12 protein-coding genes are annotated in these 12281 nt (G+C 50.5%); 4 read left to right on the top strand and 8 right to left on the bottom strand.

Annotated elements, in window-relative coordinates:
• Window positions 1-22 precede the first annotated feature (22 nt).
• Window positions 23-1405: an RtcB family protein gene (locus P2W70_RS15250; protein ID WP_276482348.1), complete on the top strand. Its 1383-nt coding sequence runs from the start codon at window positions 23-25 to the stop codon at window positions 1403-1405.
• A gap of 251 nt (window positions 1406-1656) precedes the next feature.
• Window positions 1657-2550, top strand: coding sequence for a helix-turn-helix transcriptional regulator (locus P2W70_RS15245; RefSeq protein ID WP_276482347.1), 894 nt, complete (start codon window positions 1657-1659; stop codon window positions 2548-2550).
• A 52-nt stretch (window positions 2551-2602) separates the two neighbouring features.
• Here P2W70_RS15245 and P2W70_RS15240 read toward each other — a convergent pair whose 3' ends face one another.
• From P2W70_RS15240 to P2W70_RS15230, 3 genes are all read right to left on the bottom strand, one after another.
• On the bottom strand, window positions 2603-3754 hold the full coding sequence (locus P2W70_RS15240) for an NADH-dependent flavin oxidoreductase (protein ID WP_276482346.1): 1152 nt from the start codon (window positions 3752-3754) through the stop codon (window positions 2603-2605).
• Between the two features lie 6 nt (window positions 3755-3760).
• Complete coding sequence (locus P2W70_RS15235) at window positions 3761-4024, bottom strand: Atu4866 domain-containing protein (protein ID WP_276482345.1); 264 nt, start codon at window positions 4022-4024, stop codon at window positions 3761-3763.
• 215 nt (window positions 4025-4239) lie between these two features.
• Window positions 4240-5436, bottom strand: a complete 1197-nt coding sequence (locus P2W70_RS15230) for a winged helix-turn-helix domain-containing protein (RefSeq protein ID WP_276482344.1) — start codon at window positions 5434-5436, stop codon at window positions 4240-4242.
• 341 nt (window positions 5437-5777) lie between these two features.
• Between P2W70_RS15230 and P2W70_RS15225 the strand changes: the two genes are divergently transcribed.
• Entirely contained in the window at window positions 5778-6083 is a 306-nt protein-coding gene (locus tag P2W70_RS15225; protein WP_276482343.1) for an RNA recognition motif domain-containing protein, read from the top strand.
• Window positions 6084-6452: 369 nt separating this feature from the next.
• A complete protein-coding gene (locus P2W70_RS15220) occupies window positions 6453-6776 on the top strand; it encodes a PepSY-associated TM helix domain-containing protein (RefSeq protein ID WP_276482342.1) in 324 nt (107 codons plus the stop codon).
• A gap of 12 nt (window positions 6777-6788) precedes the next feature.
• On the opposite strand, the gene P2W70_RS15215 is transcribed toward P2W70_RS15220, so the two are convergent.
• The 5 genes from P2W70_RS15215 to P2W70_RS15195 all read right to left on the bottom strand — a co-directional run bounded on the left by P2W70_RS15215 (window position 6789) and on the right by P2W70_RS15195 (window position 11835).
• Window positions 6789-7211, bottom strand: coding sequence for a hypothetical protein (locus tag P2W70_RS15215; protein ID WP_276482341.1), 423 nt, complete (start codon window positions 7209-7211; stop codon window positions 6789-6791).
• 487 nt (window positions 7212-7698) lie between these two features.
• Window positions 7699-8709, bottom strand: a complete 1011-nt coding sequence (locus P2W70_RS15210) for an LLM class flavin-dependent oxidoreductase (protein ID WP_276482340.1) — start codon at window positions 8707-8709, stop codon at window positions 7699-7701.
• Window positions 8710-8944: 235 nt separating this feature from the next.
• A complete protein-coding gene (locus P2W70_RS15205; protein ID WP_276482339.1) occupies window positions 8945-10003 on the bottom strand; it encodes an ABC transporter permease in 1059 nt (352 codons plus the stop codon).
• Window positions 9948-10964 (bottom strand): ABC transporter ATP-binding protein, encoded by a 1017-nt coding sequence (locus P2W70_RS15200; RefSeq protein WP_276482338.1) that lies wholly within the window; start codon window positions 10962-10964, stop codon window positions 9948-9950. Before P2W70_RS15200 ends, P2W70_RS15205 begins: the two co-directional genes overlap by 56 nt.
• A 10-nt stretch (window positions 10965-10974) precedes the next feature.
• Window positions 10975-11835, bottom strand: a complete 861-nt coding sequence (locus tag P2W70_RS15195; protein WP_276482337.1) for a COG1470 family protein — start codon at window positions 11833-11835, stop codon at window positions 10975-10977.
• Window positions 11836-12281 lie beyond the last annotated feature (446 nt).

Genomic DNA, 12281 nt, shown 5'->3' with positions numbered 1-12281 from the left:
GTCAAGTGATAAAATTGTTACCATGATTACCGGACAAGAATTGATTGAATTGGGCTACCGACCTTCAAAATGGTTTAAAGCGGCCATCGAACACGCCAACCAACACCAACTGGCAGGAGAGGCCCTGGCCGCCTATTTAGCCACCGTGGCTCCGGCCATTGTTGACCCTTTCGAGCAACCATTGCCTTTTCACCAAAATATCAAAGCTGAAACGAACGATGAAATAGCCAACGTGCACCAAGTGGTGGCTACCATGAATGAGTTGATGAAGACACCGACCCTGGTAAAAGGTGTGGTGATGCCCGATGCCTGTCCGACAGGAGGGCTTGGACAGATCCCCGTAGGTGGGGTAGTAGCCGCCAGAAACGCCATACACCCGGCCATGCATAGCGCCGATATCTGTTGTTCGGTGATGATGACCAATTTCGGTAAGCAGGATCCTAAAGCAGTATTGGATGCAGCAAATGCCGTGACGCATTTTGGTGGTGGCGGACGGCTGGAGTATTCAGACCTGCCCCAGGAGCTGGAAGCGCGTATGAGGGCCAACTCCTTCTTCAACAACCAGGCTAGTTTGCAGATCGCCAAATCGCATCTGGGTACTCAGGGCGATGGTAACCATTTCCTGTTTGTAGGGATTTCCCAACAAACAGGCGACACGATGATGGTGACCCACCATGGAAGCCGTGGACTGGGCGCCAACCTGTATACACAGGGCATGAAGGTGGCTGAACTATTCAGGAAAGATATCTCTCCGCTAACGCTGGCGAAAAACGCCTGGATACCGTATGATACCCAAGAAGGACAGGCGTATTGGGAGGCCTTACAGATCGTGCGGGATTGGACCAAACTGAACCATACCACCATTCACGATGCCACGCTGGAAAAGCTGCATGGGAACCTGGTAAACCGGTTCTGGAATGAACACAATTTTGTATTCAAGGAGGGTGATTTGTTTTACCACGCCAAAGGCGCCACACCGTTGGATGACAAATTTGTGCCGGATAGTCAAGACGGGTTACGCCTGATACCGCTGAACATGAGCATGCCGGTGCTGATCGTGAAGGGACAAACGACGGCCACCAACCTCGGCTTTGCCCCACACGGCGCGGGAAGGAATGTGAGCCGAAGTGCGCATAAAAGGGCCAAGGCTGGCAAAACCATAGAAGAAATATTTGCAGCAGAAACAGCTGGACTCGACATCCGTTTTTTCTCTAAACACATCGATATCTCCGAATTGCCCAGCGCCTACAAGGATGCGCATGCCGTAAAACGCCAGATGCAGGAATTCGGATTGGGGGAAGTGGTCGACGAGATCATGCCGTATGGTTGTATCATGGCAGGAGATTGGGAGATCGATGCCCCGTGGCGAAAGAAGAAGAACAAAGCCATTCAGGCACCTCTATAGCAAATCAGCTTTTGCTATAAACGGGTCGATATGTTCTCTAAGATGCAGGGGTTTACTATTGTCAAAAAGGTTACCAAAGCATAAGTATTGTCTCCGCTTTGCCGGGGTGGTCATGCGCCTCATTGTTTGATTTTTGCAGTTTTTAGTTTGAATGATGCAGCCGGTCAATGCGCGTAATGAATATTTTTGTGTCGAATGGACCTGGCTCATGGCTGAACCAGGTCCATTTTTACTGACGAAATATTACAACTATGGGAACGCTCGCCGACCTCGATCTCCCCACCATGTGGATGCCCGATTACCTGCAACGGGAAATGGGCCAGTTCAACGTATTTGCCATTCACAACACACCCGGTAATTTTGTCAATTGCCAGCCCTACAACCGGAAAGGGTTTTATAAGATCAGTTTGCTGAATGGCAGAACCCGGTTGTATTACGCCGATAAAGACCTGGAGTTTCAACAAAGCGGTTTGTTGTTCTCCAATCCGTATATACCGTATTCCTGGGAAAACCTGGCCGACGAGCAAACCGGTTTTTACTGCATTTTCACCGAGGCATTTTTCCGGGAGCATCCGCAGGTGAAGGATTATCCGGTCTTCAAACCGGGCAGCAATCCCCTGTTTGAATTGTCGCCGGCACAGGTGGGGGCCGTCACAGCAATATTTGAACGCATGCAGCAGGAGATCGACACGGATTTTCAATACAAATACGATGTCTTGCGCAACCTCACCCTGGAGTTGGTATACATGGCCCTGAAAATGGAACCAGCCAGGAGCCAACCCTGCCAGGAAGCCAACGCGCCCCAACGGGTAACCGCCCTGTTTACGGAACTGCTGGAACGCCAGTTCCCGATCGAATCTACCCACCAACGTATCCGGCTGCGGTTTCCGGGAGAATACGCGGATCATTTGTCTGTCCACCTCAATCACCTGAATCGTTCGCTGAAGAAAGTAACCGGCCGCACCACTTCGCAACTGATCGCTGCCCGCCTCATGCAGGAGGCGCGGACCCTGCTACAGCATACCAACTGGAATATCTCGGAGATCAGTTGGTGCCTGGGCTTCGAAGAACTGCCGCACTTCATCAACTTCTTCAAAAAAAATGAGGCATTGACACCAAAGCATTTCCGCAACCGGCAACCATAATGGTTGCTTGTACAGTGATGCCCCGATGCCATGCCTCTTTCGGCTGCCGGTTTTAGGAAGCCTTTCGTTGGTTGGCGGTTTGAATCCAACCTTTGGCACTTTGCACGTACTGCATCAGGTTTTCCGGGATCTTTTTTTCTGCAGCGAGGTCTGTATCCAACACCATGGTGATCTCATCTTCTATTCCTTCATAAGCCCATTGTGCCCACTCGGGGTGTATGACCAGTCCACGGCCGATGGCTACCAGGTCGAGCCCGGCCTGCAGGGCCTTGTCTGCTTCTGCTGGTGTGGTGATTTGCCCGGCAGCTATAACGGGTAGGCGCTTGTTGATGAAGTCGGTCAGCACCTGCGTAATGGTTTTGGGGGTCTGACTGTTCAACGGCTTCTGGTTCAATACATGAAACAGGGAGAAATGTAGATAATCGACCTGCTCATGGATCAACCGGTCAACGAGGGCCAGGCTATCCCGCAATTTCAATCCTTCCTGGTGCGATTCTTCCGGTGAAATGCGAAAGCCAGTAATGAACGGGCGGTCGGCATATTCAGCGATCACGCGCCTTACTTCCCGTACTACCTCGGTAGAAAAGCGAAGCCTGTTGTCCAGCGAGCCGCCCCACTGGTCGGTGCGCCGGTTGACCATGGGCGATAAAAAGTTCTGGTTGAGAAACCCATGGGCGCCGTGGATCTCCACGCCATCGAAACCCGCTTCGATGGCCCTGCGGGCGGCGTCGCCGAAGGCCGCGATGACATCCCATATCTCCTGTTCTTCCAGTGGGCGGGGTGCCACCAGGTCGGGGGCACTGAAGGGTGTTATTTCCGATGGCACGTCGCTGGCGCTGACCACCGTTCTGCCAGGGCTCAATCCGGGGATGGCCTTGTGCCCGGCATGGAAGATCTGTAATATAGCAGGAGCACCGGCGCTTTTGGCAGCAGCAGCCAGCTTTGTTAATCCTGGCAGAAAACGGTCGTCGTAGGCCGCGAATTCATTGGTAAAACCGATGCCTTCGGGTTTTACGTGGGTGCAGCCGGTGATCACCATGCCAACGCCTTCCACGCGTTTTTTGAACCATTCCAGTTCCTGGTCCGATACGGTGAAATCATCATTACCGGCCCAGGTGGTCATGGGTGCCATGACGATCCTGTTCTTTAAGGTAATGCCGTTGGGGAAGGAGAGGGGTGTCAATAGTTTATTATACTTGTTCATGGTGTGTTATTTTTCGCGGTAAAAGATGTAGCCGCCATGTTGCAGCGTATCGTTGTCTGTAAAGGTGCCGTCTGCCGTAAACCCGGTATCATCCCAGTAATCGATATGGGTGCCTTTGATCTCGTAACGACCGGTATAAGCACTTTGCCGGTTGCCGCGGGCTTCATCATATCTTCCGTTGGGCAACAGCTCCTGCCGGATATAGCCGTCGGCCGTTACCCACATGCCGATGTAGGTTTGATTGTCTGTGTGTTTGTTGTTTGTTTCCATTGCTTGCTGTTTTATTTGATCCACTGTTATTGCTTTTGTCAGATCAAAATTATCGCGTGCAGCAGGATGCGTTGATGCACCTACGCGACTAAAAACTGCGAAATTCAAACAAGTGGAAGTGGTGTGCAGGCGCGAGGGGGCTGCTGCCTGTCACCATGAGCCAGGAAGGGCGGTGCGTTGGAGGTGGAGCACCTGCAGGTAGCAAAACGTGGATATTATTGAATCCCTTTACGAATAGTGGACAGGTATTGGCGGTTGTTTGATTTGGTAATGACGATATCGATGCATTGGTTGAATTGAGCGAAGGCGCGAATTGCTTCCGCTAATTTGTCGAGGGTCGCCTCGCTGAGTTTGACAGCTTCAAAGTGCAGGTTGTGGATGGTGAGTACCTGCTGTTTCCGCTCGGCTTTGGCATCCATGCGGGCGATGAAGGTATCGCCGGCCAATACAGGCAGCGAGAAATAACCATATTTGCGTTTGGGGGCTGGTACAAAACATTCTACCTGGTAGTCGAAGTGGAAAAAGTCGCGGAGGCGATGCCGGAAGACGTTCAAGGTATCGAAGGGCGACAGGATAAAGACATCTTCAGAAAGCGTGATCTTTTTGTTCTTATACCCCGGAAGCATGTACAGGGGTGCTGCCTTCAATCCTTCAATGGCCACCGATAATACTTCACCTTCCTGCACCATCTTCTGCAGCTCTTGCTTCACCAGGTTATTTTTCACCAGCCGGGCGCGCCAGGCTATTTCTTTTACGTAGGCGATGCCGAGGCATTGCAGTTCGCGCCGGATGACATGCCGGGCAAACTCCTCGGGCGTGGGTGGGGTGGTATCGATATCGTCGGGCAGTATATTGATGGGCAGGTCGTATAGTTTAAAGAAGTCTTTACCCCTGGTGACCATGAGTTTGCCTTCTTTGTACAATCTTTCGATGGCGATCTTGGAGGGGCGCCAATCCCACCAGCCGGCACTGGCTACCTGCCGGTCGTTGTCGAAGTCTTTCACCATACGTGGCCCGTCGCGGGTAACGGTGTCGAGGATCTTGTTCATCAGGTTGATCTCTGGCTGCGTCAACGGCTTCCGGTTAGCTACAAAACCTTGCTGTACGGGCAGGGAAAAGCGATAGTCGTGCATGGGGAGATAACCGGCATCGGCGGTAAAAAACTCGAAGATCCGACCATCGGCCTGCAGTTCCTGCAACCACTCCGGTTTGTAGCCGGGTACCCTTGCCGCGATGCTGTGGTGGTGTGCCCGCTCTACGACGTAGTTGGCATCGATCTGCACGAAGCCTAATTGGCAAATGAGTTTGTACACGGCCTCGGGGCCTTTGCCGAAGGCGGCTTTCTTCCATAGTCCGCCTGCGTGAAGGATGATCTTTCTGGCTTGTTCAGGTGTAAGGATTACTTGGCTCATACTGATGGCGCTGCTGTTTGTCCAATATGGTATCCCTAAATGTAACGATTTATTACAATGGTACGCATGAACTGTAACCTTAGGTGCACCAAATCCATTACCTCCTACTTTAAAGAATAGAAAGGCAATTCCTTTTAACGGGCGCTTGTACTCCTTTCTAACCGCACACTATGCTTGGATGCAGTTTAAAATAAAAACTAAAGTGTCGATTATTAAGCGTAGCTTCGGTTTATTCATTTGAGCCTCGCATCAGTACTTGTCTTCAATCTGCTACTACCATTGCACATTTGTCTTCTACTACTTCTTGCCTTCCTCAGATATCATTCTAAAAAGTTTATTACATGAACATCTACGTATCGAACCTGGCTTTCAGTTTCCAGGATCAGCAATTAAAAGATCTTTTTAACCAATTTGGCACCGTTAGTTCTGCGAAAGTGGTAACCGACCGCGAAACAGGCCGTTCAAAAGGGTTTGGCTTTGTTGAAATGGAAAACGGCATTGCCGCGCGCGAAGCTATTCATCAATTGGATCAGTCTTCGCAAGACGGCCGTACCATCAAGGTGGCAGAAGCGATCGCGAAACCTTCCAAATCTTATAATAGCAGTCCATCCGAAAGCGACAGTTCATCTTCCCGCAACAGATGGTAACTCATCATAACGCCTGCCTCGTGCAGGCGTTTTTTCATTGCGATATCCTTCCTTACCCTGAAATGCTATTCAGCCTTCAAAACACCTGGCACACTTCAGCAGTACACAGAAAGTCCGTCTTCAGTTGAACCAGATGACCGTTTCATCGCATCCCCGGCATTAATATACTCCGCACCATTGTCGAATAACACTTCATCCCAGGGAATGCTTCCTTGAGCGAGAAATTGTATTACCAGCGCTTCCCCTTTTTCGGCTACTATTTTCCTACACCAAACACCCTGGGGCATTAGTATTCCGATGGGGCCATCGGTACACCACGCACTGCACAGGGTGGCAATCTTATGTAAATAGGTTAATGGCCTTTTCGCTTTGGCGGGATTTATGCCCGGCGTGGTGGATTTCCCCAAGGCCCATAAACCCGTCATTAAACTAAAAGGAAATACGCCGGAAAGCTCCCGGCTTACCGGCGGTAAATTCGATACGGAGATACAGATCAGCGCCCGGGACTATACCATTGAAAAGATCATTACGGCCAACACCCGATCGGTGGCTCAAAAAGCCGATAAGCTCATGAGCGAAATACACTACGGTATGTATGGTGGTATAGCCATGCAGGTATTGTATGCTTTTTGCGGTATAGGCACCGGCCTGCTATCGATCACCGGTTTTATCCTTTGGTATAACGAAAAATAGACTGACAGTTTATTATGAACCCTTTCGCCTGCAGATAATCAATTCCTGATTGTTTTTGTCCGACATTTCTGTGGGGACCAAACCAGGAGGTGCCACTACAATCGTCAGGGAATCTCCGTCCAACGCATAAGCAACGCTGACGGGCGTCGAATCGGCAAGCGTTTCCGCTGGCCGAATAATAATCAAGTTGAGATTGCCGGTTGTGTCCAACTTGAACGAATACTTCATCTCCTTCCCGGTCTCGTCTATAAAAGTAATTTTGTCTTCTCTGAAGACATATAAGTAAGACACATTCTTTTTGACGCCGTTCAGGCTTTCTGATTGCGCCAGCCATTCTCCTTGCAGGTTCGCCTGGTCATTGGATTTTGCCGCATCTCCAGGGGCGTCACATGACAAGGCGCCTGCAAAAGCCATTAAGATGAGTAAGGTCTTCATAATGTCCGCTATTATTATCTTCTCAACCCTCATTGAAATAAATGGATGAAAGACGTTGTACAATAATATCTCCCCTTCCTGTCAATCAGGTTGCTCTACATCTCCCACATAAATGAACTATTCAATCCTGACAGGGTACTTTACCGGAGAGCTACGCAGCAGGTGTCATTTGAATACTATATTAACGAAAACTAACGACATGGAACAACCTCTCAACAACTAACCGGCAAATAATGAGCATTTTATGAGATAAATCAATTCCAGTTCGACTATTCAGCCTCTTCTTCTTAAAATAACCCGTGTTGTCAGCCCACGGGCGGATACCATCACCAGTAGCTACACCTGAAACTCAGCTACCCGACACCCACCAAATAAAAAGCCCCCGAAGCAACTTCGAAGGCTTATTCTTTGTACCAGGATCAACGATCCTGACATAACTATAAAGGTAGTACCAGTTCACCTGCAGAAAGGCGAAATACAAGCAGCTTTACGAATTATTGATCTCCGACATGATTTCAGCAAATAGTCTGACAGACTTTAGCCGGTCATTGATGTCATAGGCGGTTGATGCTACAATAAGCTCGTTGACTTTTGTCTCCTCCAGGAAAGCCTGTAATTGCTTTTTCACGGTTTCTTTACTCCCTACAAACGAATACTTCAGCATCTGATGTACCGAAGGGTGATGGAGCACCTCTCGTAAATCGTCGGTCATTTCGGCGGGCGGCTGCAAGGCTTGCGATTTACCGGTCAATACGCCCACAAACATCTTGATCAGGGTCGTGAATAGTCTTTCTGCCTCCTCATCTGTATCGGCCACGCACACATTGATCCCGGCCATCGTATAAGGCTGATCCAGCCATTCCGATGGCTGAAACTCCCTTCGGTAAATAGCCAAAGCCTGCATTAATTGCGTAGTCGCAAAATGACTGGCAAACGCATAAGGCAAGCCCTTCTGGGCGGCCAGGTGAGCACTATCCGTGCTGGAACCTAGTATATAGATGGGCACCTCTGTACCTTCTGCGATGGCAGCCCTGACTTTGGCGTTTTTGTTGTTTACAGAAAAGTATTGTTGAATTTTATCGACCTCCCGGGGGAAGGCATGGGCCGCACGCATAAAATCCGCACTAATGGCCTCGGCCGTTTCCCGGTCGGTGCCGGGCGCCCTGCCCAGGCCCAGATCGATGCGGCCGGGATACAGGTGTGCCAGGGTGCCGAATTGTTCGGCCACCACCAACGGCGAGTGATTGGGCAGCATGACACCGCCGGAACCTACCCGTATGGTTTGCGTGTTGTCTGCTACATAGCCGATCAGCAAACTGGGGGCATTGCTGCCTATATAGGCTGAATTGTGGTGCTCCGCAAACCAATACCGTTTGTAACCAAGTGCTTCTGCCTCTTTGGCTAAGGCGAGTGAATTATTGAGGGTCTGTTTAATGGTGTTGCCTTCCGAAACGATGGCCAGTTCCAATATAGAATAGGCGACTTTATCTTTATTCATGCTGCGTATGCTGTTGAGATGTAAATACTAGTGGCTTTTTAGCTTTGCCGGGTATCTAACAAGGCAACAGGCAATAAGGTTGACGATGGCTATTACCATCCCGCAGCCTCTGCATCTTTTTAATCCGGTTATAATGTTCCGGGTTGGTGCCCAGGTAAGTGGAAGGGAGGGCGAAGTAAAGCAATTACGGCCGGCCCTTCCGGACCGACCGTAACCAAGTGAAGGGTATATGATATTACGTACGGATCTCCTTGCGCATAAAACAATAATAGGTAAGCGCACAGCAAACTGCAGTGGCTGCCACCAGCCCCGTTACCTGCGGCCATACGATCAATAAACTTTCCCTTACAGAAAGTGGTGACGGGATGGCGCCGGCCATCTGCTCCATCGTCAGCGGGCCAAGACTACGAACAGATGGCATCAGCAGGGTAGTGGTCGCATCGGTATACAGCTGGCTGGGCGCGAGCCTGAGAAAGTCCAACAGCAGTTGCTGGTACGACACCACTTCCGATTCGGACAGGTATACCGGATCGGGGAAAAAGGCTTTGACGATCATGCTCACCACAATACGGTAAAAAATGGTGAAAAATAACCAGATCCCGATGACGGTCAGCGCCGAGGTAGTTGCCTGTTTGAAAAGTACAGAGAAGAGGATGGACAAGGCCAACCAAAAACCCACATACAACACCGTTACAACAACAAAAGCCATGATGCGGATAAACTCAGACCCTTCTATTTTTACGCCCGTCACGAACAAACCACCACCGATCATCAGCAGCGCCAGGGACAGGAACAATGTGCTCACGATCGTGAAAGCCCCCAGGAATTTAGCCAACAGCAGCGTATCGCGGTATACGGGTTGCGCAAGCAGGCGGGTAAGGGTGCCGGCATTTTGCTCCGCATTGATGGCATCGAAACCAAGGCTGATACCCAGCAGCGCGCCCAGGAAACTGATAAAGATGTGAAAGGTCGGCAGCGAACCATCCGAAATAGTGAGCAACTTCAGGTACAGAAATAACCTGTCGGGGTCATTCTCATTGGCCACTGCGGCCTTTACATTCGAAAGGGATATATACATAGATCCGGCATAGGTCAGCAGGATCAGCAGCAGCAGTATCAGGAAACGCCAGGAGCGGATATGGTCGGCAATTTCTTTGCGTACCATGACGGCCAGCGGTGGTCGCTGCCTGGCCTCCGTAGTGACCTCCGCCCGGTTGAATAGCAATGACAAGAAGCGGTTATGCTTTTTGCTTCCTGAAAAAAGTCCGTTGAAATAAACCAGTGGATTTTCCATCCGTTTTATGAAGGTTTACATTGTTTTCAAAATAGCGGTGATAGATATCTTCCAGCCCGTAAGCTTTTTGTTGAACGCCCATCACCTCCAGCCCCAGTTGTACTGCCCTGCGTACGATCGCGGGTGTGATGTTGGCGGAGCAGGATAGCTCCATACCTTCCTCAGTGAGCGACACGGCCTGTACACCTTCGAGGTCCTTCAGGGCAGCCGGTATCGCGGGGTCTACCGAAGCCGGATCGGCCAGTTGGATATTTACGACGGTATTTTCCCCTGGCGAAAGGTTGCGCCACAAAGAAGTCACATCACCATCTGCCAGCAATTTGCCGCCCACAAAGATGCCCACCCGGTCACACACCTGCTGTACCTGGTGCAGGTGATGGGAAGACAACAGCACCGTAATACCCTGCTGCCGGCTTAGCTGTCGTATCAGGGTCAAAAAGTCTTTCACACCGGTGGGATCGATGCCCAGGGTGGGTTCATCGAGCACGATGACTTCCGGTTGGCGAATGAGTACTTCGGCCAGGCCAAGCCGCTGCTTCATGCCCCGTGAGTAGGTTGCTGTTTTTTTATCCATGGCCGCTGCAAGGCCTACCAATTCCATCATTTGACGGGACTGGTGATGCACTTGCCCTTCGGGTATCCCACTTAGCCGGGCCACGTACACGAGGTTATCCAGCGCCGTCATCGAATCGTAGAAACCCAGGCTGTCGGGCATATACCCAACTTTGCGCTTCACCGCTATGGGATGGGTGGTGGCATTGATGCCACACACGGTCGCTGTGCCGGCAGTTGGTTCCGTCAAACCGAGCATCATGAGGATGGTGGTGGTTTTACCGGCGCCATTGGGCCCCAGCAAGCCATAGATCTCCCCGGGAGCGATACGCAGATTAAGGTTATCCACGGCTTTCAGAGAACCGTAATGTTTGGAGAGCCCTTCCAGTTCAATGATTGCTTGTTGCATAATTAGTGGATTATCTGCGTCCGTACTTTTTTATCAGCGTATAAATAACCCCCACTGCCGCCAGGATGATGAGCACACCAAACCAGCCTGCCAGCCAGGAAGTGGTAACCGTCATACGGAATACAGCACTGCTGTTCGATTGATTGTTCCGGGTAGAAAAAGTGGTTACATAATCTCCGGCAATGGTTTTATCGGGCACCTTCAGGGTCGCCACAACGTCGACCGATCCACCGGGCTCCAGCCTTTCTATCTTTTGCGGTTCGAAGGTAGCGTCCCACTTGGGTGGGGATTGGGCAGTCAGTTCCAGGCCATCGAGTGGTAGGGTACCGGTGTTCTTGATGGTCAGGTGAATTTTTTGCTGCGAACCTTCTGTGATCTCATCGCTCAGTAGCCCCGACGGCGTAGTGAGTTCCACGCCATAAGCTCCTTTCACCACGGCTTCCAGGTTTAGGGAGAGGTCACCCAATTCACTGGTAGCCTTTACAGGTACCGGATACTTACCCGGTTTTGTTGCTGGCCCTGGAACCAGTTCGATCGATACTTCCTGGGAGCGCCCGGAATCTGCACGGAATGAAGTAACGGACATACCATCGACGCGGAATACGATGTTCCACCCCGCTGGTGCTCCCGCCGAAAATTGGTAAGTGACCGGCCTGGCCGATCCGTTGTGCAGGGTAGCACTGAAACGAAAAGTTTCCTTGGCCGTAGCTTCCAGGTTGATCAGTCTTGCGGTGAACGTGGAAGGCGCGCTGCTGGCGGGTGCCGCATACCCGGGTTGGAAAATAAGCAGGAATAAAAATGCCAGAACAGGCAAAGAGTAGTCATGTCGCCGGCCTTGCTGTTGCCGGCTATGGCAATGTAGCGCTAACATAGATTAACAAATAGATTTTAAATATTCATTAATGGATTAAAAGCGCCTCGAAAAAAAGGCGGGACTAAATTAAATAGCCTGCAAAAAATTTCCAAATCAGGAATATATTTTTTTTAAAAAAGCCCAGCCCCACGCATACTGAAGATAGCCAGTACCACGGCAGTTATTCCAATTGTACCCGTAATACTCCGGCATTATATTGTAGGTTCTATTGAATGGTAAACTGACCGAATAGCTATTCTTTTGATACGGCTGTAATTATCGGGGGGGCCAGATACGTTTATAAACGGTATGTATCCTAATCGCTTCGCCGTTCGGCTATGGAAGGCAGCGGTGACGGTTCTTACATCCCAGTAGTTTTCGGGGAGCCCTCCAATCCCAGCATTGCTGCCGTTAGCTGGCTAAAAGGCTTATGGCAATGCTTTTGCTGCATAAAACAGGCAGGA

Origin of the sequence: Paraflavitalea pollutisoli, assembly GCF_029360705.1 — a bacterium.
Taxonomy (GTDB): Bacteria; Bacteroidota; Bacteroidia; order Chitinophagales; family Chitinophagaceae; genus Paraflavitalea; species Paraflavitalea pollutisoli.
Note: the sequence above shows the minus strand (reverse complement) of the source record. Positions and strands in the feature narration are given on the sequence as shown.

Coding starts and splice junctions, on each gene's coding strand:
- P2W70_RS15250 (WP_276482348.1), top strand. CDS start 23: ATGATTACCGGACAAGAATTGATTGAATTGGGCTACCGACCTTCAAAA.
- P2W70_RS15245 (WP_276482347.1), top strand. CDS start 1,657: ATGGGAACGCTCGCCGACCTCGATCTCCCCACCATGTGGATGCCCGAT.
- P2W70_RS15240 (WP_276482346.1), bottom strand. CDS start 3,754: ATGAACAAGTATAATAAACTATTGACACCCCTCTCCTTCCCCAACGGC.
- P2W70_RS15235 (WP_276482345.1), bottom strand. CDS start 4,024: ATGGAAACAAACAACAAACACACAGACAATCAAACCTACATCGGCATG.
- P2W70_RS15230 (WP_276482344.1), bottom strand. CDS start 5,436: ATGAGCCAAGTAATCCTTACACCTGAACAAGCCAGAAAGATCATCCTT.
- P2W70_RS15225 (WP_276482343.1), top strand. CDS start 5,778: ATGAACATCTACGTATCGAACCTGGCTTTCAGTTTCCAGGATCAGCAA.
- P2W70_RS15215 (WP_276482341.1), bottom strand. CDS start 7,211: ATGAAGACCTTACTCATCTTAATGGCTTTTGCAGGCGCCTTGTCATGT.
- P2W70_RS15210 (WP_276482340.1), bottom strand. CDS start 8,709: ATGAATAAAGATAAAGTCGCCTATTCTATATTGGAACTGGCCATCGTT.
- P2W70_RS15205 (WP_276482339.1), bottom strand. CDS start 10,003: ATGGAAAATCCACTGGTTTATTTCAACGGACTTTTTTCAGGAAGCAAA.
- P2W70_RS15200 (WP_276482338.1), bottom strand. CDS start 10,964: ATGCAACAAGCAATCATTGAACTGGAAGGGCTCTCCAAACATTACGGT.
- P2W70_RS15195 (WP_276482337.1), bottom strand. CDS start 11,835: ATGTTAGCGCTACATTGCCATAGCCGGCAACAGCAAGGCCGGCGACAT.